20 protein-coding genes are annotated in these 22,479 nt (G+C 57.7%); 2 read left to right on the top strand and 18 right to left on the bottom strand.

Translation table 11 applies throughout. The features are described 5' to 3' along the window. The first annotated feature begins 58 nt into the window (after positions 1-58). A complete protein-coding gene (locus tag Q7L55_10110; GenBank protein MDO8732904.1) occupies positions 59-1,462 on the top strand; it encodes a TIGR04372 family glycosyltransferase in 1,404 nt (467 codons plus the stop codon). A 120-nt stretch (positions 1,463-1,582) separates the two neighbouring features. On the opposite strand, the gene Q7L55_10105 is transcribed toward Q7L55_10110, so the two are convergent. The 3 genes from Q7L55_10105 to Q7L55_10095 are packed head-to-tail and all read right to left on the bottom strand — an operon-like array spanning position 1,583 to position 4,848. Continuing rightward, positions 1,583-2,545 carry a hypothetical protein gene (locus Q7L55_10105; protein ID MDO8732903.1) on the bottom strand — a complete coding sequence of 321 codons (963 nt, stop codon included), beginning with the start codon at positions 2,543-2,545 and terminating at the stop codon, positions 1,583-1,585. A gap of 57 nt (positions 2,546-2,602) precedes the next feature. Next, the gene (locus tag Q7L55_10100) at positions 2,603-3,979 is read right to left on the bottom strand and encodes a TIGR04372 family glycosyltransferase (protein ID MDO8732902.1); all 1,377 of its coding nucleotides are present in this window, start codon (positions 3,977-3,979) and stop codon (positions 2,603-2,605) included. Next, positions 3,976-4,848 (bottom strand): SDR family oxidoreductase, encoded by an 873-nt coding sequence (locus Q7L55_10095; protein ID MDO8732901.1) that lies wholly within the window; start codon positions 4,846-4,848, stop codon positions 3,976-3,978. The genes Q7L55_10100 and Q7L55_10095 overlap by 4 nt, the downstream gene beginning before the upstream one ends. A gap of 144 nt (positions 4,849-4,992) precedes the next feature. On the opposite strand from Q7L55_10095, the gene Q7L55_10090 reads away from it, so the two are divergent. Further along, positions 4,993-5,934, top strand: a complete 942-nt coding sequence (locus Q7L55_10090) for a 3-methyl-2-oxobutanoate hydroxymethyltransferase (GenBank protein ID MDO8732900.1) — start codon at positions 4,993-4,995, stop codon at positions 5,932-5,934. On the opposite strand, the gene Q7L55_10085 is transcribed toward Q7L55_10090, so the two are convergent. The 15 genes from Q7L55_10085 to Q7L55_10015 all read right to left on the bottom strand — a co-directional run bounded on the left by Q7L55_10085 (position 5,931) and on the right by Q7L55_10015 (position 22,371). Beyond that, on the bottom strand, positions 5,931-7,673 hold the full coding sequence (locus tag Q7L55_10085; GenBank protein ID MDO8732899.1) for a thiamine pyrophosphate-binding protein: 1,743 nt from the start codon (positions 7,671-7,673) through the stop codon (positions 5,931-5,933). The genes Q7L55_10090 and Q7L55_10085 overlap by 4 nt on opposite strands. Beyond that, positions 7,670-8,374: a class I SAM-dependent methyltransferase gene (locus tag Q7L55_10080; GenBank protein MDO8732898.1), complete on the bottom strand. Its 705-nt coding sequence runs from the start codon at positions 8,372-8,374 to the stop codon at positions 7,670-7,672. The genes Q7L55_10085 and Q7L55_10080 overlap by 4 nt, the downstream gene beginning before the upstream one ends. Positions 8,375-8,428: 54 nt before the next feature. After that, positions 8,429-9,046, bottom strand: a complete 618-nt coding sequence (locus Q7L55_10075; protein MDO8732897.1) for an HAD family hydrolase — start codon at positions 9,044-9,046, stop codon at positions 8,429-8,431. After that, positions 9,033-10,106 carry a transketolase C-terminal domain-containing protein gene (locus Q7L55_10070; protein ID MDO8732896.1) on the bottom strand — a complete coding sequence of 358 codons (1,074 nt, stop codon included), beginning with the start codon at positions 10,104-10,106 and terminating at the stop codon, positions 9,033-9,035. Before Q7L55_10070 ends, Q7L55_10075 begins: the two co-directional genes overlap by 14 nt. Beyond that, positions 10,099-11,061, bottom strand: coding sequence for a thiamine pyrophosphate-dependent dehydrogenase E1 component subunit alpha (locus Q7L55_10065; protein MDO8732895.1), 963 nt, complete (start codon positions 11,059-11,061; stop codon positions 10,099-10,101). Before Q7L55_10065 ends, Q7L55_10070 begins: the two co-directional genes overlap by 8 nt. Beyond that, entirely contained in the window at positions 11,058-11,717 is a 660-nt protein-coding gene (locus Q7L55_10060) for a class I SAM-dependent methyltransferase (GenBank protein ID MDO8732894.1), read from the bottom strand. Before Q7L55_10060 ends, Q7L55_10065 begins: the two co-directional genes overlap by 4 nt. A 4-nt stretch (positions 11,718-11,721) precedes the next feature. Beyond that, on the bottom strand, positions 11,722-12,666 hold the full coding sequence (locus tag Q7L55_10055; GenBank protein ID MDO8732893.1) for an SDR family oxidoreductase: 945 nt from the start codon (positions 12,664-12,666) through the stop codon (positions 11,722-11,724). A 7-nt stretch (positions 12,667-12,673) separates the two neighbouring features. After that, entirely contained in the window at positions 12,674-13,657 is a 984-nt protein-coding gene (locus tag Q7L55_10050; GenBank protein MDO8732892.1) for a GDP-mannose 4,6-dehydratase, read from the bottom strand. Further along, positions 13,654-14,271: an SIS domain-containing protein gene (locus Q7L55_10045; protein ID MDO8732891.1), complete on the bottom strand. Its 618-nt coding sequence runs from the start codon at positions 14,269-14,271 to the stop codon at positions 13,654-13,656. Before Q7L55_10045 ends, Q7L55_10050 begins: the two co-directional genes overlap by 4 nt. Before the next feature lie 161 nt (positions 14,272-14,432). Then, a complete protein-coding gene (locus Q7L55_10040; protein ID MDO8732890.1) occupies positions 14,433-15,254 on the bottom strand; it encodes a hypothetical protein in 822 nt (273 codons plus the stop codon). Further along, a complete protein-coding gene (gene asnB, locus Q7L55_10035; GenBank protein MDO8732889.1) occupies positions 15,251-18,088 on the bottom strand; it encodes an asparagine synthase (glutamine-hydrolyzing) in 2,838 nt (945 codons plus the stop codon). Before asnB ends, Q7L55_10040 begins: the two co-directional genes overlap by 4 nt. A gap of 3 nt (positions 18,089-18,091) precedes the next feature. Beyond that, positions 18,092-19,228: a glycosyltransferase gene (locus Q7L55_10030; GenBank protein MDO8732888.1), complete on the bottom strand. Its 1,137-nt coding sequence runs from the start codon at positions 19,226-19,228 to the stop codon at positions 18,092-18,094. A gap of 13 nt (positions 19,229-19,241) precedes the next feature. Next, positions 19,242-20,459, bottom strand: coding sequence for a hypothetical protein (locus tag Q7L55_10025; protein MDO8732887.1), 1,218 nt, complete (start codon positions 20,457-20,459; stop codon positions 19,242-19,244). Then, positions 20,456-21,403: an MraY family glycosyltransferase gene (locus Q7L55_10020; protein ID MDO8732886.1), complete on the bottom strand. Its 948-nt coding sequence runs from the start codon at positions 21,401-21,403 to the stop codon at positions 20,456-20,458. The genes Q7L55_10025 and Q7L55_10020 overlap by 4 nt, the downstream gene beginning before the upstream one ends. After that, positions 21,403-22,371, bottom strand: a complete 969-nt coding sequence (locus Q7L55_10015) for a GDP-mannose 4,6-dehydratase (protein MDO8732885.1) — start codon at positions 22,369-22,371, stop codon at positions 21,403-21,405. The genes Q7L55_10020 and Q7L55_10015 overlap by 1 nt, the downstream gene beginning before the upstream one ends. Positions 22,372-22,479: the final 108 nt, after the last annotated feature.

The following is a 22,479-nucleotide window of genomic DNA, read 5'->3' as shown; positions in this document are numbered from 1 at the left end:
TGGCTGCTTCGGGACAACCACGCAATTGCGGGGGTCGGCCATCAGTAGGCATCGTCTCATGCAGCGACTTCGGACTCTGGTGGCCGTTGTCGCAGCACTTATTGCGGTCAGTTGGTCGTTCGTGGCCATCGTTGTGAGTTTGGCCGTTCGTGGTCGGTTCTTTGTTCTCGCGCAACTGTTGCGTGACCGACATGAATCCCTGTTGGAGACCAGGGCAGAGCTTGCACGTGCGCGGGGTGAAGCAGAAGTCGCGATCGACAATCCTCTGGAGCAGAGGAATCAGCTGTGGAATGTGGCATTCAAAACCGCCGATCGGGCCTTAGAAGTCAATGCCTTTGCGCAAGCTGACGGCATCGAGGATGCTCAAGCCAGAGTTCTCGGGATTGATCCACTTCACCAGCGATTAATTGGCCAGAGCATCACGGGAGCAATTGGGCACACGGCTTTGGGTTTGGCAATCCGGGCCCGAATGATCGAGTTGGGAGAAAATCCTGTTGAGGCTTATTGCCTTCTGACTGGGGGTGCTGCGAATGTCGACTTCCTCAGTTTCTGGAGCCGATATTTCCCCGTTGTGCAGACAACTGCTTCCGCAACTCGCTCTCTTGAGAATGCGCTTTGGCCGTTGATGGAGTCCTTCTATTCGGTCCGAACTTTGCAGGGATCGATGGACTACATCAAGGCCCACAATCACTACTCCAAGCTCTGGGAGGCCCAGGGCCGTGGGCCACTCCTTGAACTCACTGCGGCCGATCACCAGCGTGGAGTACGGCTGCTTGCAGGATTCGGGCTAGGCCCAGGCGATTGGTTCGTGGCCATGCATCTGCGTGAGAATCGATTGAACCAGCCTGGCTACGGCCGCAATGTCGAAGTCAAGTCCTATCTGCTTGCGGCACAAAGGGTTATCGACGCTGGCGGATTTGTGATCCGCATCGGCAACCGCACGGCTACGCCGCTGCCAAAGATGGCTGGGCTCGTCGACTATGCACATGCATCCGATCCGGATCCGTGGATGGATATCTATGCTATTGCGGCAGCGCGCTTCATGATCGGCACAACTTCAGGGCCGCTGAACATCGCGCCCAATTTCGGTGTGCCGGTGCTCTCGACCAATACACCAGAGATTGCCAAAGCCGTCTACTACCCCAGATCACTGTGCCTGCCAAAGCTGATTGCACATGGCGAAGAAGCTCCGATGAGCCTTGCTCAAATGCTCGATTCGCCTTTCGCCTGGACGGATGCCTACATCGGCGAGATCGTCGACCAACGTGGCCGTAATGGATATCAGTGGGTTGAGAATTCTCCCGAAGAGCTGGCAGCGGCGGTAGACGAGATGCTGCAAGACTGGCCACCAGAGGAGTCCGAAGGCCAGCGAAGTTGGCGCATGCTAGTTGAGGCTGCTGGCAGCAATGGCACCGCGCGGATTGCGCAGTCCTTCATTGATCGTCATCCCGGTTTGGTGTGAGCGTGCCGATCAAGGCCGCGGTGCGTATTGCTGCAGCTGCAGTAGTCGAGACCTCAGATCGCACGCCGCGAGGTCGTCAGATTCATGCAACCCTGGTCTCGCTGTAATGTCGAGGATTCCTCAGGAACTTCGGTAACGCCGATTTCGATATGCAGCAGTCACACGCGGGATTCGGTTGGCTGTCCAACTGCGCAGGCCGAACAGTGCAGAGACTTGATAGCGATGATTGGCCTCCCACTTCTCAGCGTGCGCATCCAAGATATCCGCGGGCGGTGCGATCATTGGCGGTTCCCAGCCCTGAATTTCATGCGGCCACCACGACGGTGGGACAATCGAGAACGAGGCATCAGGGGTAAACCCGGTGTTGGCGATGAGGTTGCGATTGGCGACGAGTGTGTCCAGACCAGCCGCCCACAATGCGGCCTGCCATGTGTAGTCCCACGTCAGCGCTCCACTGGCGTAATCGGTGTCCAATATCCCTTGCCAACGCTGCTGGAAATGCCGACCGCCAATGGCCCGAAGTCGCGCGGGGGGGAGCCAGGTCCGCCACTGATCAAGTGATCGAGCAGAGCGCTGCCAGATCGGTGCCCAAGTGCCCCAGCCCTGGGAGGAGGAGAAGATCGAACGTCGATAGGAAGCCTGCGGATCGCGCAACTGTGCATCTGGGACACAGTTGAGCAGCGAAATTGCGCCAATGTCTGGGCTCGATTCACCGATATCGAACAACTGCCCGGCGAGCGCAAGAGCGCCTGGACCAAGGACCACGTCATCCTCGACTATCAGCCCGCGCTCCTCCGAGGCGAAGAACCAATCGATACCGCTGCGCACGCCCGGGCCGCAACCGATGTTCTCGGTGAGCTGTCGTTCGAAGACTTCGCACTCCCAGGGCACAGATCGAATGATTCGCCAGACCTCAGCAATCAAGGATTGGTCCGTCGGATTCCCTGTGCGCGGACCATCACCACTCACGTAGAGGCGAGCGGGCTTTTCGCGCAGAAGCGCGTACACCGCTTGCTCAGTTTGGGCCGGGCGATTGAAGACCATGAGCAGGACAGCAGGCGTCGGTGCTTGCGTTGCAGTCATCGTCAATAACCCTACTTACCCGTTGCTCTGACAAGGCGAGCGACAGATCAAACAGTGCTATTGATGCTGCCGAAGGAAGAAAGGGCTCGGTGCGCTAGCTGCGAGGCTTCCGAGTTGAAGCATCAACTGCTGGTAGGCACGTTGCTGTTCATCGGAAGGGTGTTCGAACTCGCCATTCAGCATTTCCTGCGTGGCCTCGCGCAACTCAACTGGAGAGTTGTCACGCCAAACCCACGGGTCCGAGCCATGACTCAGATCGGCAGGCAGGTGGCCGTCGACCAAGGCCGCGCCCGACTGAGCAAATTCGGGAATGGACATCACCTGCCCGGAACCTTGGCGGCGAAGCAACTTCGGGATGACTCGTGTGTGATGCATGTATGGCGAGAACCCGATTCCCGTTGCATTGGTGAGAAGTACAGGTCTGCCGAAGCTTGATGCGGCCGCATGTGGCCCGGAGGTGGTGCCGATGAAGAACTTGCAGCCGCCGATGGCGAAGACATCAACCCAATTGGGTCGGTGTGGATCAAGGCTCAGATCAATGAGGTGCGGCCGAGCGGCGAGCGCAGGCATGTCAGCGGATCCCAGACGAATCACCCAACCACCCTGTGCAGTGATCGCGTCTATGGCTTGCGCATAGTCATGCACATTCGCATTGCGTCCGTACTCCTGCCCTGACTTCGGATCGGATCGCACATGGAGTGTCACGAACCAGTCGGCTGGAGTCATGCCCAGCTCCGCGAAGTAGTTGAACCCGCGTTCGCGATCGAGGTCAGAGAGAGCCAGCAGCGGTCCGCGTGCCTGTGACTCCCAGCCCTCTTCGGCAAGAGCCATCGCCTCATACAGTGCCATCGGACGTTCGTCAGTGTCGATCCAGTTGATGTCGGTGAACAGTGGCCAGATCCGCTGGTACAGGTCTTGCTCGATACTCCAGCTCACCTGGTCGATCGTGAACAGCTCCTCGAAGTACGACAGATAGTGAATATTGGCCACTCGGCTTGTGATGACCAGAGTCTGCACGGGCTCCGCGAGTCCAAGAGCTTGGAGCTTGGCCCGAGTACCCAGACCCACGGCGATGTGACCGATTGCTGAGGTGATCGAGGTTCCGCAGATTCGAATAGGCAGTTGGTCCATGCCCAATTGGCGCCGGGCGTCCGCTGTTGTTTCGGCTGCCGCGATCGAATGCTCGACGCTCGCGGCGTATCGGCCCTCAGAGTAAGCCTGGCCCGCCTTACTCACCTGTTCATCACGATTGATGATCAACTGGAATTCGGTCAGACCTCCATTGCGCACATGATCGGAATGCAGTTGCGTGCGTGCGCGCCCGCCCAGAAGGTGCAGTTCATTGCGAGCAATGGCAACGCTCGGCTTGATTCCGAGATAGCGGGCGCGCTGCAGAGCGGCCTTGGCTCTGTTCAAGTAGGAAGGCTTGGTCATGGCACTTCCGGCGATGCGTATGTGGGGGGCTCGTAGGTAGTTGCTTGCTGTCCGGGCTTCCAGTCATTGTTTGCGCGACGAAGTTTGAATGCGTGCGGGTTGTCGCGCAGGAAGGTCGCTAACGCATCTTGACCCCAGAGATCACTTCGGATCGAAAAGTTTCTTCCCGAGACCGCACTCACTTCTTGGTTGTTCACCCATTCAAAAAAGTCCCAGATCTCGTCGAAGGTGGTTGTCAAGGGGGACTGAAGTCTGTTTGCAGTACGTTCCAGATTCGCACCGGCTCGAGACTCGGCAGCTAAAGTTTCTCGATGTACCTTGGTCGCCACCCACCCGGGACCAACGACGACAAAGCGAGTGTCGGGATATTCGGCAGCGAGCAGTTCGCACATTTTGATCTGAGCAATCTTGGCGGCCGTAATGGCCGAATATCCCACCGCGGCCCCATTGGATCCGGGACCGCTCCAAAGGAATACCAAGGGATTGCCAGCTCGGTTTCGGCGTCCGATGAGCGCATGTATGAACTGGAATTGTCGCGTCGAATTCAATGCGAAGGAGTCTTCCCATTCGTCCCAGACGCACTCATCGAATCTTCCGATGGGGTTCATTGTGGCTGGTGCAAGCATGAGGAGATCCCACTGGTTGGCGATGCTTTCATCTGAAACCAGTGATGCGATCGCGTCTTTGTCAGAGCAGTCCAGTTGGTGGAGTTCAGCTCCTTTGGTAGCGAGTGCTTCGGTTTGCGCACTCGGCGTTCGATACGTCCCCTGAACGAAGGATCCCGATCCAAGGAGACGTAGAGACATATCGGCTGCAATGTCGCTCGAGATGCCGACGATGAAGGAGCGCTGGGGAAGAACGCTACTCATTGGAGAGGTGGGCTCGAATGATCCTTGGCATGCCGTAAGCCTAATGTGAACAGATACACCTCACGAAGTAGCCAACACTCAGGAAAGTCATTCAGGTGTAGCATTCGTTAACAGGTTGTTGCCGTCCAGACAAAGGGATTCGTTGTGTCACGACTATCTGTCTCGCGGCTGGCCAACCTCAGTCTTGAGGACGCGCCACTCGCAGGTCTGACTGGTTACTCGTATACCCAGGCCGTGGCACTTGAGCAAGCTGGCATCGACTACATCTTGGTTGGAGATTCGGGCGGGATGGTTGAACTCGGATTTCCGAGCACCCGCTCCGTGTTGATGTCCGACATGCTCCGCATGGCTGAGTCGGTGCGTCGTGGAGCCCCGCACACATTCCTGGTTGGTGATATGCCCTTGGGCTCGTACGAGCCAAGTGATGCAGAAGCGGTGCGATCAGCCATCGATTTTGTGCGGTTCGCGGGTGTAGATGCGGTAAAACTCGAAGGTGGAAGCCGAGTTGAATCGCGAGTGCGAGCCATCGCCAACGCGGGGATCGCGGTGATCGGCCATATCGGGGTGACTCCTCAGTCACCAGTCAATCTCACCGGATACCGCGTTCACGGGAAAATCGCATCTGAATTCTCTGCTCTCGTCGAAGATGCACGGGCTCTTTTCACTGCGGGCGCGTCCGCGATTCTGTTGGAGGCCATTCCGCACCATGTGAGCGCTCAATTGAATCGATTGGTATCTGGCACATTCTTGGGTATTGGAGCTGGTCGTGGGTTGGCTGGCCAATTACTGATCCTGCATGACGTACTTGGGCAGTATCCGGACTTTCGACCAAAGTTTGCAAAGAACTATGGTCGCGAAATCATGGAAGCTATCGTCTCAAACAGTGTCTTGCTTGCCAACGTCGAGAATGAATTCATTTCGCAGGTAGTCAAGAGCGAAACTCCGATGCTTGAGTTCATGAAGGCATGCATTCGTCAGTACATCCTTGAAGTTCGCTCGGGCGAATTCCCATCAGAGGAATTTGAGTATCCGATTTCAGATACAGACCTTCAAGCGCTCGAGTCCTCGGCAGTCTGGCAGATCTAGGTAGCCATCTCGCTCAGAGGCAGTGGCGACTTCGTTCCGTCTCCGTTGTCCGCGAAGATCTGACGAAACAACAGTGCTTGATCCTTGGGTGTCTTCACCTCAAGCACCAGAAGTCCACGGCTGCGCTTCTTCTGCGCCAATGCAACGGCAAGCTGTGCATTGGCTGCAGTCACGAGCATGTGCTCGCCACCCATGCCAGACACAATGGGACCTATATCGGGAAAGTTCAGTCGACCAGCGCTGTCTGTGCCGTAGAAGCGCGCGCCGAGAAACTCCTGTTGTGTGTGGCGAATGGCAAGGTAGCCATCGTTGTTGATGACGATCACCGTCACTGCGCGTTCCAGTTGGCCGAGCGGAGGTAAGTCTGAGAGCGACATCCAAAAGCTGCCGTCGCCAATGATTGCGAAGAGATGATCGGCAACTGACACTGTTGCGAGACCACCGGTCTCAGCAAATGCCGTCCCCATCGCACTCACTGCGGTTGAACAGTGGATACCTGCGAGCTCGCCCTTGTAGCACGCTTGGAAGCCCGCATATAGAGCTGTCCCTCCGCCATCAATGACAACCTCGTAAGAGCCCTCAACGCCTTCGAAGACGTCGCGCAGAAAAACATTGGAATTGATGAGGGGGAGCGCCTGAGTCGACAGCCGCGTCATAGCATCAGCGGCTTGATTGCGAATCTGAAACTCGGCTCGAGAAGTCTCAGAAAAGCTCTTGATATCTGCTGGTAAGGCATCAACAAGTTGGGTGAGGACTTCTTTCACTTCGCATTTCAGCTGAACCTCTGCAAGTACTTGCAAGCCGCTCAGTTCGTGGGCATCGATATTGACGACAATCTTTCTGGCCTGTGGCGTGAACGACTGAGAATTGCTGGTTGTCTGATTCACGCTGAAATGGGTACTGAGCCCCAGAATCAGATCACAGTCGTAGGTAGCTGCGTTGGCGCCCGCTTGGCCGAAAGGGCCAATGACGCCGAGATCAAGCCGGTGGCCCGCCCCCAGCAGGTTTTTCGTTTGCCAGGTTGTCACGAATGGCAGATCGGCGCCTTCAACAAATGCACGGAATTCGTCAACAGCGTTGGCGCGCCGCACTCCCGCACCTACCCACACCAAGGGTCGCTCAGCTTGTACTAGCTCCGAAATGATCTGGACCGCGGCTTGAGTGCTTTCCGAATTCGTCTCGCGCGAACCGATCAATACTGATGTCGGGTTAACGGATTCGTCGACCACGCCCCATTGAACATCAACGGGAATATCGAGCCATGTTGGACCCGGCCTGCCATCACAGGCCTGCTGGATGATTGACGCGAGTGAACTTGGCAAGTCGCTCGCAACGCTCACGGTGATTGCGCACTTCGTAATCGGTCGAACCACCTCGCAAATTGGTGATTCCTGCGATCCGATTTGGCGCACATTCGATCCATATGACATGTGCCCGCTGCGGGTCTGACCACTGATGAATACAACTGGCACTGAATCCTGCCAAGCTGACAAAAGGCCCGTAAGCGCGTTGGTGCCCGCAGGGCCGGTCGTGACCACGCAGCAACCGAGATTTCCGGTCGCCCGGCTCTGGGCAACCGCCGCAAATGCAGCAAAGTATTCGCTCACGCAATAGTGGACTTGAATTCCGGTGGCTTCCAGTGAATCGAAGACGTGGACCACCGAGCCGCCCTGCACTCCAAACACATGCGTCACACCAGCCGATTGCAATTGCTCGGCCAGATAGTCGGATGCCTTCATTTTGGTCCGACTGCCAAAGCAAATATGTAATGGCACATGGAACTGAATCCTGTGTGCAGGACTTCGTCGTTCATGCCGAACATGAAGACGTTGGAGAAATAGCCTTCCATGAACTGCTTGAGTTCCTCAGAGGTCTTGCAGTTGATGTGCTGTACTGCCGAGACTGGTGAGGCGTAGGCCTGGGATTGCAAAGATGGAATCCCCACGATGGCGACGCCATCGGACGAGAGTCCTTCGACAATGCGAGACAGGAAGCTGTGTTCTTGAGCTGGATCAACATGTTCCAGAACGTCGAGGCAGTAGACGGCTTCGTACTTACCAGATGGATCAAGTGACGCTGGTAGGCCTTCAAGCACATCGCAAGCAGCAAATGTAATGTTCAGTCCGAATTTGTCGTACTCGTCGTGGCAGAAGTCGATTACATCTTGCATCACATCCAATGCCGTCAAGTGTTGAACCTCAGAGGCAACAACAAGCGAACCCGTGGCTTCGTGGCAGCCGATCTCGCAGACATTCGACATTCCTTGGAGCATCTTGGATACGAATTTGTACCGCGCCAGCGTGAATCCCAGATGCCTCGGGTCGCGCATCAACGTCGCGCGGTTAACTGGTCCAAGACCTGGACCATCGACTGTATACGCAGTGTGCTGCCCCAGCTTCTCACGGGCAAAGCTGGACATTGCTCCTTCGACCAGTTCCATGTTGAGGAGACTCCTGTCAATGTGGGTCGGGCAGTGCTGGGTTGAGAATAGCGGCTACGGCAATGTAAGAAATGGGACTGCGCCGGGAAGATCCTCGATAACGATCGTTGTAGAGCCAGCTTCGCCTTGGAGTTCGACTTCACTTGAACCCAGCAGCAGATTGGTACCGATTCCTGCTCGCGCTGCTGCAAGCGCATCGCGTGGACGATCCCCGATTGCGATAGTGAGTTCGGGACTGAGCCGGAAGTCCTGGATCGCGCGCTTGAACATCCCGGGCTCCGGCTTGCGCATTTTACTCTCGCGCTTCCAAACTCCCACACCGCTTGTCGGATGCGTGGGGCAGTAGTAGAGGCCGGCCAATTCAGTGCCTTCGGCGGAGAAAATATCGAACATCCAAAGCGTCAAGTCTCGAAATTGTTCTTCGCTGAACAGGCCCCGACCGATTCCGGATTGATTCGTGATGATGATCGGCAGATAGCCGCGTGCGACTGCTAGTGAGCAGAGTTCGAAGATTCCAGGGATGAAGACAATGTCCTCTTGCCGGTGCGCGAAGTCGATGTCGAGATTGATCACACCATCGCGATCCAGGAGAAGCCCACGCTGGCTCTGCGAACTGTGCCATTTTGGATTGGCAATGAACCAACGTTCAGATGGCGCGTTAGAAGGGACCACGGAACCAGTCGCCAGGCGCATCGGCAGGCTCAGGTGCCACGAGATGTTCAGCCACATCTGCCAGAGACAAGCCCATGATGTCTAGCGCTTCGCTCGCGATCTGCTGGCTGCGCACATGGAATCCTTGAATGAGACCAAGACTTGTCGGTTCTGGAATGTCGGGCTGCGCCAGCCGGCGCGGAGGGCTCCTCAGTTCGGAGAATTGTTCAGAGGCAACGCGCGCCACGATCTCGCCTGAGATTGAGCCAGTGAGCGCGCCGCTGTCGAGCACCAAAAGCCGTCCGGTCTTGCTGGCAGATGCATGCACTGCTGGCCAGTCGAGTGGATGCAAGGTGCGCAGATCGAGCACATCGCAAGCGACACCGCGAGTGCTGAGGTAGTCGACTGCTCGGATGGCCTCAAGGGTGAGATAGCCGGAAGCGACGATGGTCAGGTCGTCACCAATGCGAGCCAAGCGGGCTTTGCCGAGTTGGGCTGGTGTCGCCTCGACCGGAACATGATCAGCAATGTTGTGCAGCCAACGATGCTCGAGGAACAGCACCGGATTCGGATCGTGGATGCTGGCCAACAGCAATTGCTTTGCATCAACAGGGGATGAGGGCACCACGACCTTCAGGCCTGGGATGTGCGCGAACCATGCCTGCAGATTCTGCGAATGGGTTGGACCCTGACCCCAACCGCGGCCAATGACCAAGCGAATGGTCAGCGGCACCTGAAATTGGCCGCCGAACATATAGTGCCACTTGGCAGCTGAGTTGATCAGCTGATCCATCGCCAACAGGAAGAAGTCGAGACGCTGATGCGTCATCACTGGTTTCAACCCGGCAAGAGCAGCGCCCACTGCAATGCCGGTCATGGCGTTTTCAGAGGTGGGCCCATCGAAAACTCGACTCGAACCGAATTTCTCGACTAAGCCCTTCGTTGTTCCGAACACTCCACCTGGGTCAGTCGCGCCAAGGCCGATGCACAGCACTGTTGGGTCGGCAGCCATCGCCTGCTCGGTCGCCTCGTTGATCGCAGCGGCGAAAGTAAGCACCCGATCATCGTTCGACTCAGGCATAGACATCCTCAGCCAACTCGGCAGGATCGGGGTAGGGGGAGTTCTTCGCGAAGCGGAAGGCCGCATCAATTTCAGTACGAATATCGGCCGTGGTTGATTCAATCCACTCCGGATCAAAAGTGCCAGAATCGAGCAGCGCCTTGATCGGATCGCGCTTCAGCCAACTGGCGAGTTCGCCTGGCTTTCGGTAGCCGAGTTCATCGTCCCAATTGGGTCCGCAGTGCTCGCGCAGCCGATGAGTCTCGAACTCGATCAACGCAGGGCCGGCACCTGCACGTGTCTGGGCCACGACGTTGGCAACCGTGACATGTGATGCCCGTGCGTCGTTGCCGTCGACCTCGAGGGCTGGCACGCCGAGCGCGCGCGCCACCTCCACAATGCGTCGTGATGCGGGCTGTCGTTCTTCAAGGTTGCTGTAGACGGAGTATTGGTTGTTCTCGCACATGAAGATCACCGGCAGTTTGCGCAGTGCCGCGAAGTTGGCCGATTCGTAGAACACGCCTTCTTCGGTGGCTCCGTCGCCCAGGAACACGAAGGAGACATTGGGTTGTGCCTTGATTTGCAAGGCCATGCCGAGCCCCACGCCAACGGGAATGCTGTTGCCGACGATGGCTGAGGTGCCCATGAAGCCAACTGACGGATCAGCCAGATGCATCGAGCCGCCTCGGCCGCGCGAGCAACCGCCGACTTTGCCGTAGATCTCGGCAATCATGCGCGATAAGTCACCGCCCTTGGCCAAGTAGTGCGCGTGGCCGCGGTGAGTACTGACGGCGTAGTCGGCCGGCTCGGCTACGAGTGACATGGCCGCTGCTGGCGCCTCTTGTCCGATCGACAGATGCACAGGGCAGCGCATCTCCTGTTCCGAATAGCGATCGGCGATGGTCTGTTCGACCATGCGGATGCGCAGCATGCTGGCGAGCAAGCGCTGGTCGGTAGATGATTCCGCCGTTGTCATGGCATGAACCAGTAGTAGTCGCCGGTGTAACCAACCTCGTCGAAGAATGCCACCCAGGCCTGAGTCGACATGATGGTTTTGGCAGTGAGATTCCAATCCATCATGCGCTCGTGCTCGGTCTCGTCGCGATATGCGTCAACGGTGATGAAGGATCCGTGCTTGGCGACTCGTGCAATCTCTTTCAAGGCAGCGGCGCAGCCTTCGCGATCGAGGTTGTGAACAGTGTTGATCGAAATGACGACATCGAAGGAATCATTCGCAAATGGCAAGGCCTCGGCGTCAGCTACCTGCATCACTGGAGCAACTTCGGGCAGTCCTTCTGCAATGGCGTACTCAGACACGTCGATCCCGGCCAGAGTGATGCCGGGCAGAGCTAGTTGGAGGTCGTAGAGCATGAAGCCCTTGGCGCATCCGATGTCGAGCAACGAGGAGTCTGCGGTGAGGTCGAAGTGCTCGACGAAGGTCGGAATCACTGGTTGCCAGAAGCGCGGTTGATAACTGAAGCCCCCGTAGCCAGTCTCGCGCTCACCGTCGAAGAACTCTCGCCCAAACTGGCGCGCAATGGCCCGCTGTTCATCTGTCTTTCCGGCGCCTCGCTCGGCCACATTGCGATTGGCCTTGGGATAGTTGGAGAGTAGATCGATTTCTCTGCCCATGGTTCTACTCCGCCGCCGCGAGGTGCTTCATCCAGCGAACGGTGTACCACTCATCGCGATCTGTGAGTTCGCCGCTGACCAATCGGGCGTGTACATCAGCAATGGCTGTCTGGACATCGCGCTTGGGCTGGTAGCCAGTGCTCAGCAGCAAATCGGAGTTCTGTCGGTAGGACCGGGGGTCGTTGGATTCGCTCACCGAAATCTCGGCACCGGTCAGCTCCTGGACCCGAATTGCGATATCAAGGATGGAGATGTTCTCAAATCCCGCGTTGTATGCACCACTTGGCAGGGACGGATGCGCCAGAAAGTGGCGGTAGACATCAACGAGATCATCAATATGAATATTGGGGCGGACTTGATCCCCGCCAAACACTGTCATCCGGTTGTCGCGGAAGGCCTGCATCACGAACATGTTGACCGAAACATCAAAACGCATGCGCGGGGAGAATCCGCACACTGTGGCCGGCCGAATGCAATGCACCTGCATTTGATCCTGATAGCTCAGACATGCACGCTCGGCGACCATCTTGGTTTTGTTGTATGCGGAGATCGGCACGAGAGTCAGATCCTCCGTGACATCAGGTTCGTCTTTGACTCCGTAGACGCTTCCCGAGCTCGCAAAGATGAACTGGCCGACTCCCGAGCGTGCTGCTTTGTCGGCGAGCCGCTGAGTGCCGAGCGCATTGATTTCCCAAGACAGAGTCTCGTCCAGTTCTACGCCTGGGTCATTAGCGACATTGGCTAGGTGGATCACGGCGTCGGTGCTGGCAAGCGGGATCGCGTCGATATCGCGGACATCAAGCTTGAGAAATTCAACGGGCAGCTCATGTGGCAGGTGATTGCCGAACCATTCGAGATCCACCACCGTGACGTCATGTCCGGCTGCGACCAGTGAGGTGGTGAGCACCGACCCCACGTAGCCACAGCCACCTGTGACGAGCACTTTCATGATCTTCCTAACGCTTGTGGACGTAGTCGACGGGCAAAGAACTCAGGAGGTCAAGGTTCTCATCGACCCACGCCAAGGTTGAGCGCAGCCCATCGTCGAGGCTGATCTGCGGAGTCCAATCAAAGCTGGAGCGCAGTCGGCTGCTGTCCAGTTGATAGGCGGCATCCTTGCCGACTCGTTCGCCTGCCTCTACTACGAGTTCAGCAAATGGAACGCCGGTCAATTCAGCAACCTTCTCGACCAGCTGTCGAATGCTCACAAGCTCGTTGGTTGAGATGTGGTAAGTGAGCCCATCGGTGCCTGACTCGGCAATGTCGAGGGTTGCGCGCGCCACATCTGAGATGTGGATGAAGGAGCGAATTGAATGGCCGCCGCCGTCGAGAGGCAACTTCCTTGCCAGTCGCGCACTGAGGAGAGCGCGAGGAATGATGCGGAACAACTGCTGGCCGGCTCCATAGACATTGGCGGCACGCGTGAAGACGATTGGCAAGCCGGTGGACGCTTGTAGAGCCATCAGGTGTTGGTCTCCAGCTGCCCGAGAGATCGCATACGGAGTAGTCGGATGAAAGACATCTGACTCAGGAATCCAATCCTGCGTACTGCCATACACCTCTGGAGTAGTCACATGGACATATCTGCGCAAGGTGTTCAGGCGCTGTAGCGACTGACCGAGATGAGCGATTGCCACCACATTGGTCTCGTACCAATCCTGCGGGGTAATCCAGCTTTGCCCCACCATGCTCTGCGCGGCAAAGTTGATGACGAGTTCCGGCGCAAAATCGCGCAGGGTCGCATGGATTGAAACGTGATCATTGAGGTCGACTTGGGCGAATCGCCAGGTGTCAGGCTTTTGCTGCTCGTATGGGCGAAATGGCGGTGCGATCTCAACTGATCGGCTGATGCCCAGAACCTCGTAGCCCTGTTGTAGCAGCAGCGCGACGAAATGCGAGCCAGAGAACGAGTTGCTACCCATGACTGCGACTCGGGTCACGACACCTGACCTTTCACGGCCAGATCGGGGTTGGGCCCAAGCAATTGTCCGCGAAGCAACTGGGCGACCATGTGGTTGATCATCATGTGGGCGTCCTCGGCAGGACCGTAGTCGCCCTTAGCTGTCTGCACATGGATAGACAGATCTGACATCTCGCGCACCTGGCCACCATCGAAGGCTGTAATGCCGACCGTCACCAAGCCCAAGGCCTTGGCATCAGCGACAGCCTGCACGATGTTGGGCGAATTACCTGACGCCGAGATGGCAATCAGCACGTCTCCCTTGCGTCCAAGGAGGCGAACTTGTCGGGCATAGATCTCGTCAAAGGAGCGATCGTTGCCGGTTGCCGTGATGACCGCTTGATTGTCAGTAAGACTTATCGCTCGCAGATGCGGTACGAGCAAGTCTGATCCGACTCCCAGATCAGTGGCCATGTGGCTGGCAGTTGAGGCGCTGCCCCCATTGCCGATGATCAGGACCTGCTCGCCCGCGAGCCTTGTGGCATCCAGAAGGGCGGCGAGTTCGCAGACCTGCTCGAGGCGTACGGATGCGATGGCCTGGCTCAAGCGCTGTGCATACAGCTCTACCGCAGCGACGGCTTGGTCACGCTCCATAGATACTTCCCGACGTGTTCAGAGCCTTGAGTTGATGGAATTAACTCTATCGAAGGGGGCTTGGAATCCATCGACTCAAACTCCCCTCCTTCAATGTCTCTATTCTGGCGCACATTGCCCAGAATCGACGGGCTCAACTGATCAGCGTAGATGCGGCGCTGCTATTGCCCTCGTCTACTGCGCCAATCCGTATCGACGATGCCGCGGCGAGCCAACGCGTCGATACTGCGGCCAGTAGTGATGCGCAATGCCATCTTCGAGACGTAGCCCAAGCTGCGTGCGGATTCGACGGGACCCCGACCCAGGATCTCGCGTCTGACGCGATGCTCCTGCCAGTGGCCTCGCAAGAGAAAGCGATCAGAAATTCCGCCGGCGTGATATTCAACTGTGGGCATATCCCAGTGAACTGGTTCGCTGATCTGGGACAGCAGTAGTAAGGCTCGGTAGTCCGCCCTGATCGAGTAGCGCTCGTCGAATCCGCCCACTGCGCGCAGATCCCGAACTCGGCAGACCGCGGCCTGGTGGCAGATCGGAGTCCGTCCGTAAGCGTAATTGCGGCGGCTGTACGGAGCCTGTTTAGGGATATGTCGGAGTCGGCCATTGATTTCCATGACACGAACCGGGCCAAAGCCCCAGGTGAAGTTGTCGGCTGAACTTCGCTCATCGACGTATGCATATGCCTCGGGCGAGGCAAAGACATCGCCAGCATTGAGAAACCAGACTCGATCATGACCATTGAGTTGGTCCAGGGCCTTGTTCATCGCATCGTAGGTTCCGCGGTCGGGCTCGCTGATCAACACCGACCCAAGTTCGGCGGCCCACTTGCGTGCACACTCGAGCATGGGCGGTGCTGAACCGCCATCGATGATCAGATGCTCAACATGACGAGATTGAGTACTGATCGAAGCGCACGTGCGTTCGAAGCCCTCTATGTCGTCCTTGACCACTGTCACCACGACCAGTCGCGAAGGGCTTGCGCTCATGTGAGCACCGAAATCTCCCCCAGCACAGTGCTATAAAACTGTTGGGCAGCACTCTTTGAATCCCAGACAAGTGCGGACGCTGCGCGCAATTCACGTTCCCGGGCTCCAAGTGGCCCCTGTTCGAGGGTTCGGCGAATCCCAAGCCGCAGACTTTCGCGACTTGAGTCCGTTAACACAATGAGCCCTGGGTCATCGACGAGTACGTCGCTGCAGACACCAACGGGAGTACTCGTAATCCGAGTTCCGGCCAGCAGTGCCTCATACACGGTCACAGGCCCTCCCTCCTGCAGGGAACTCACAATCAGGGCATCAGCTTGGAGCAGAGCTGCCGTCGGCGGGTACATCGCCGGAGCGAGTCGCACAATGTCCGCAACCCCACGCTTGCTGATCCGCGCTTGAATCTGCGGACCCGCGGGTCCTTCGCCAAGGATTGCAAGGTTGGCACCAGCCTCACGCATGATTGTGGCCTCGTCTGCGACCGCGTCGACAAGGGTCGGCAGATTCTTGAGATACGTCAGTCGATTGAGTGACAGCAGGCGGATGCGAGTCTTAGAAGGCCAAGGTGTCACCTGCTCGCCGGCAGGCTCCAACTCCGCCCCGAGCGGAAGTACCGCAATTTGGCGCGCACCCTTGCATTGACTTCCATGCGCCGCCGGTGTTGACGAGGCAATGTGCAGAACTGCTCTGCGATTGACGCTGCGCAATGCCATTGAAACTACTGGTTGCATCGCTCGCTTGGAACTGGAGACACTTGCATTGGCAACCACAATTACGGGTACTTCAGTAGACAGATTTGACGAGAGAATTCGAAAGCTCACTCGCGGAGTGTGACTGACAATGACATCCGGATTGAGGGCTCGAATCATTGAGATCAGCGAAGCTTGAGATTGATGAGCATTGCCGAGGGTGATCAAATCATCGGCCAATGCGCTGACCTCAGCATTGAAATGATCCAGACTCGGATCCACACAAATGACGGTCGTGCGCACATTCGGTGGCTGATGACGGAGTCGGCGCACTAGGGCACTCTCGGTGCCGCCCAGATTGAGGCCATGGATCACCTCGACGATGTGAACATCTGCTGGGTTCGATAACGCAGACGACTCTGTGATCGATGCGGGCAACCATCGACCTCGCCAGCGATCGAGGGTTGCCTCGGCCCATAGCGCGGCATCTGTCCTGTTCGAACTTGGGCCGACAAGTCCCTGCATCGGCATCCCAAATCCCATCTTGGGTCGATCTGCATCGAAGCCGGGAATCCACCGTCGTGCCAGAGCCTTCAGTACGGGTTTGCCCCCGTTGGCAAACAGCAGTTCATCGGTAAAGGTCAGCGCAAATGCACTTACCGCTTGGTCGAGCAGCGGTGAGCGCAACTCCAGACCGAAGGCCATCGTTGCGATATCGGCTTTGAAACAGATGTCTGAGGGCAGATAGGTGAGGAAGTCAGTTGTCCGCGGGCGCAGGCTTTGCGCAAGTCCAGGCTGTGAGTTCCACGCAGAAGCGAAGGCCTGCTCGGCCTGTGTCGAATGGCGAAGGGGATTCAGGGACATCGTTGCTAAGTAGCGATCCTGCAGAGTCGGGTATCGGCTGAGTGACGCGCGCAGTCGCGAAGCGCGGCGTTCACCGATGGCTCGTTGCAGTACAGGGTTCATTGCTCGCGCAACTTCAAATCCGCCTGGGATGCTTTGCATTCGCTGGAGTGAGGGCACGGCCCGGTAGCGCACATACCCCCCGAACAGTTCATCTCCGCCATCGCCACCGAGTGCAACGACGACCTGCTCGCGGGCCATTCGTGAAAGGAGGAGAGTCGGGACAAGACTTGAGTCAGCAAAGGGCTGATCAAGCACATCAGCCAGACCGCCAAGAATCTCCTCGGTGTGATCGGCCGCATTGAAGTTGCCGTGTCGGGTGCCAAGCGCGGTCGCCACCTGCTGTGCGTGTTGCGATTCGTCGTATGCCGGGTCGTCAAAGCCAATGGAAAAGGTGCGGACGGGATCAGATGAGACGCGCACAGCCGCGGCCGCGATCAGGCTGGAGTCGACTCCGCCAGATAGAAAGATGCCAAGGGGTCGTTCGCTCTGAAGTCGCTTGCGCACTGCCTCGAGCAGCAGCACTTCCAACTGGTCGACCGCGTCCTCAAGGGTGAGCGAGGTGTCGGGTTCAACAATCGGGCTCCACCAGCGAGTCACTGATTCGATCTGCCCGTCGAGATCGGCCCTGAGCACGCTCCCGGCGGGCAGTTGCAGGATGCCGTTGATTGCCGTGTATGGCGCTGGCACGTAACCCAGAGTGAGGTACGCGCCGATGCTCTCCTCGTTTGCGGATGGGGGGAGCAAGGGGCTGGCAAGTAGTGCGCGCATTTCAGATGCGAAGGTCATGCTTCCATTGAATTGTGAGTACAGCAATGGCTTCTTGCCCCACCGATCGCGAACAAGCGTGAGTCGATGTTGCGCGCGATCGACAATGGCGATGGCGAACATGCCATCAAGTTGAGCCATGAAATCTTCAGGATCATCCTCGTACAAATGCGCGATGACTTCGCCGTCAGCCATGCTGGCGAGTCGGTGACCGCGAACTTCCAAACGTGTGCGCAGCTCGGCGTGGTTGTAGATCTCGCCGTTGAATACAACGATGATCGAACCCGATTCATTCGTGTATGGCTGCTGCCCATGCGCAACATCGATGATTGACAGTCGCCGCATGCCCACTGACGCGTGATCTGAGTGCCAGTAGCCCTCATCATCTGGCCCCCGGTGAGTCATGGTCCTGGTCATCAGTTCAAGGGCAGCACGATCTCCGGCCCGAGCACCCACGATTCCCGCAATTCCACACATGGATTAGCTGGATCCGTTCATATCGAGAAGTGTCTCGTACAGTCGAGAGTGATCAGCGGCAAGCCTCTTGACTGTGTATTTGCCCTGGGCCAGTTCGAAGGCTGCGCTTCCCATCTGGTTGCGCGTAGGTCTGTCTTCAACAAGCTCTTGCATGGCATCGGCAATGGCCTGCGCTGTGCAAGCTGTCAGTAGCCCGGTTGTTTGGTCGACAACCACATCCTTGACTGAACCAACATTGGTCGCTACGACAGGAAGCCCAGCCATCGCGGCTTGAATCAGACTGATCGGGGTGCCTTCGTTGTCGCTGGTGAGCACCAGGATATCGGTGGCAGCCAGGATGGCCGGAATATCGGATCGCCAACCGAGCATGGTGATGGGCAGATCTCTCTTGACGATTGTGTCGGCAAGTGTGCTGGCAGTATCGCCATCTCCGGCGACCAGGAAGCGCATTGAGACCTGTGGAAGTCGACGCATGAGCAACTCGACCGCATCTGCGAACCGATCTGCGCGTTTGATCGTGGTCAGCCGCCCGATCAGTGAGATCACTGTTGCTTCTGGATCAATGTCAAGTGCTGCTCGCGCTTCGGCTTTGGGAGGTGGATCCGGAAATTCGAGCCCGGGCGGGATGATCTCGAACTGCTCGCGACGACCGATGCCAACTGCGAGCAGATCCTCGCGCACCTGTGGGCCAACGGCTACGAGTGTCGTGGTGCGCCTGGCCAGGAACGACTCGAGCGCAATGACGGCCTTGGTCTTGGCCGGACTGAAGTAGCCGTGAAGTAAGTGCCCATGGAATGTGTGGACAAGTAGTGCGTCTGTGTTGGCGAGCAGCGCCGCAGATCGTCCGATGGCCCCGGCCTTTGCGGTGTGCGTATGGATGATGTCTGGATGGAACTCTCGGATCGCGCGATGCAGTCGCCTCACCACGAGCAGATCCTCACCCGGGCGAACTGCGCGACCCAGCCCGTCGACTCGGTTCACGGGGACATCGGGTGCCTGGGTGAGGAGATAGTCGGCCTCGTCCGGTGCGCACCAACCGGTGTAGAGCCGTTGATCAAAGCGCTCGTGATCCAAATTTCGCATGAGACCGGCGACCTGGACTGCGGGTCCACCGACGTTCATGCGTGCAATCACCCGCATCACCTTGATGCGCCTAGGCATGGGTTCGGGCAATCTCATCCTGTGGTGTTGGAGGGCGATGGCGCTGACGAAGCAGTATCCAGCCCGCGGCAGCAATGGGAATCAGGAACACCGCTGCCTGACTTCGCTGCCGCACGGCGAAGCCGTAGTTGCCAAATGCGGCAGCAACAACGATCAGCACGCCAATTGACGGCAGCAGCAGGGCGATCACCTCGCGTCGCAAATTGCTCCGCCGCAATGCAACGACCGCCAGTATTATCAGCGCGAGGAAGGTGACGCCATCTACAGCCAGAGTCAAAGGCTGGGATCCAATCTGCCAGAGAAATGGCCCAAAGCTTGCACCGGGCAAGTCGTGCAACATGCTGAGAGCGGCCCCTTCGAAGGAATCCCAGCCCTCGGATGTAGCGCCAGTGCTTGTCGAAGCGCCTAGGGTGAGATTCTCGCGAAGGGTGCCAGCAGTCGTGAGATCAAATGCACTACCGCCGCGGATCAGTCCAAAGGGCAACGCAAGCATGGATGGCAAGAGAAAGACCAAGGCGCCGATAGTCCCGGTATTCCTACGCCACGGAACAAGAATGGTGGCAAGCGCGATGCCCGCGAGCGCCGCAATGCCGATGGTTGGGCGGATCCACATCATGCCGAAGGTGGCAGCAACGAGCAGCGCTCCGGCGGGCACAACGCGACCTAAGTGATACAAGCCAACGGCGAGCACCATGAGCGACAGCAGGAAGATTGACGGCCCCTCGCGCAGGATGCTGCTGGGCCAGATGACGAGTGCAGGCAGGAGCACAGAGAACCAGGCAGCCGTCTGAGCACTTGAGCCCCAGCCCATCATTCGTGAACTGCTGGCCATGATGGCTGGCACGATCGCCATCATCATCGCGATGACCAACAGTCCCGCTTCAGGCTGCTTGCCGAAGACCAGATAGATCGCGCCGAGGACGTAGATCCACCCCTCTTTTCCCTCGGCGAAGGGGACGGAAGGTCCGGTGCCCGCGAAGGCGTCGGCCATCCGGGAAGCCACGTCGTGGTAACTCGAAGCATCAGGCCCGATTGCGTCCAGCCCAAACTCATACATGATAAAAATGCTCAAGCCAGCGTGCCCGATGAAACTGATCACGCATGGGGCCAGAGTGTTGGTGAGAGTGCCCACGAACAGGCTGAGCGTGAGGCCAAGAGCCCCCAATACGAAAATAACCAGGAGGGCATTGATGGATGCGGAACCGATCATCGACTGCTCAAGGTGATGGCGAAGGCACCGACCCCAGTGAGGAGAAGCAGGATTTCGAGGGTGACAACGGAACTGCGCACGCTGAGGCCAGCCCCTTGCAGGCGATGGCTGAGGTGATCGCGCCCCGCGGTAAACGGGTTGATGCGGCGATGCAGTCTGGAGATCACCACGAAACTGGTATCCAGCAGTGGCAGCGAGGCGAGCAGAAGTGGGATGGCCAGGGTCCATGGCATGTGTGCATAGGACACCTTGAGTTGCATGGTGAGTGCGGCGAGCATGGCTCCGAGAAAATACGCGCCTGAGTCGCCCATGTAGACGCGAGCCGGATTCCAATTGAGCGCCAGGAAACCGGCTGCTGTGCCAGCGAGCGCAAGGCCCAGAGCAGCGATCAGATATTGGCCACCAAGGATCGCCACAGCGGAACTCGCCAGTGCTGAAACGAGCACTGTTGCGCCAGCCAAGCCGTCGGAATTGTCAAGCAGGTTGACCCCGTTGATGAGTGCCATCACCCACAACACGATTAGCGCAGAATCTATGAAGGTCGACCCGGTGATATTCACGGTGTCATGCAGCGCAAAGGCGATTGCCACGCCGACACATGCCTGAAGAAACAATCGAAGATTTGGGCTCAGCCCCCGTTTGTCATCGGCATATCCAATTGCGGCGGCGGCGATGGCGGGAAGCAGGAAACCAAGGGCTTCATCCAGGACATGCGACTCCTCACTGCGCGAGAGCAACCAAAGAGATGAGGCAGTAAAGGCGATAGCGATAGCCACCCCGCCAAGTTTGGGGATGGCATACGTCTGCAGCTTGCGACCGCCATCAGGCCTGTCCAGAACTTCAAAGCGATGTGCGACCGCGATGCTGAGCCAGACCAGAGTTGCGCTGAGTGCCAGAGCCCCAAGAAAAACCAGGGCCGCGCTGAAAACGGGGAGCGAGTTCATTACGCAGTCCGGGACCGCAAGTCTGTTGAGACATCCTTGATGATCTGCTCAAGAGTGAGTTGGGGTTCCCAACCCAGCAGCTCGAAGATACGCGAGAGATCGGGGCGACGACGCTGCATGTCCTCAAAGCCGGCCCCATAGGCCTGCTCATAGGGCACCAGGGTGATCTCGCTGTCGGATCCGAGTTGCTCGCGAATGGCTCGAGCCAGATTCATCATGGAAATTTCTTTGGCATTCCCTACGTTGAAGACGCGCCCCTCAGCCTCTCGGTTTTCCATGAGTCCGATCAGCGCTGTCACTGAGTCTCCAACGTGGCAGAAGCAGCGCGTTTGGGTGCCATCACCGAACACTGTGATGGGCGCATTGCGCAAGGCTTGATCCACGAGACGCGGAACCACCATGCCGTATTGGCCCACCTGGCGTGGGCCAACGGTGTTGAACAGGCGAGCGATGACTGTGGGCAGACCCTTCTCGCTCCAGTAGCCGTATGCGAGGACCTCTTCAATGGATTTCGCTGCGCTGTAGGACCAGCGGGATTTCAGCGGCGAGCCGAGTATCCGGTCGTCCTCTTCATTGAGGGCATCAGAGGTGTTCTTGCCATAGATCTCGCTGGTGGAGGTGACGAGCACCTTGCGGCCGTATTTGTGGCATTTCTCAAGAACGATGTCACTGCCCCGCACATTTGTCGCCAGACTCTCCAGGGGCCGCTGAACAATCAGGTTGACTCCAACTGCGGCTGCCAGGTGGAACACGCGCTCGACGTTTGCCATCGCAGCATCAACAACATCGGCTTTCAAAATCGAGCCCAAGATGAACTCGACCTGTGGATTGTCAGCGTGCTGGCGGATGTTCTCGTGGCGACCCGTTGAGAGATCGTCGAGGATCACAACTGAATCCCCTTGTTCGACCAGACGGTCAACAAGATGGGATCCGATGAACCCGGCCCCACCAGTGACAAGCGTCCGCACTACTGCTCCTAACTCTTCACTGTGTGGATCTACCGACCAGCGCCAAGCGTCTTGGGCGCTTCGCGTAACTCTACGTCAATGGCGGGGATTTGGAGATTCATGAGCCAC

The sequence above is a fragment of the Actinomycetota bacterium genome, assembly GCA_030650795.1.
GTDB lineage: Bacteria > Actinomycetota > Actinomycetes > S36-B12 > S36-B12 > UBA11398.
This window is presented reverse-complemented; position numbering and strand designations above follow the sequence as displayed.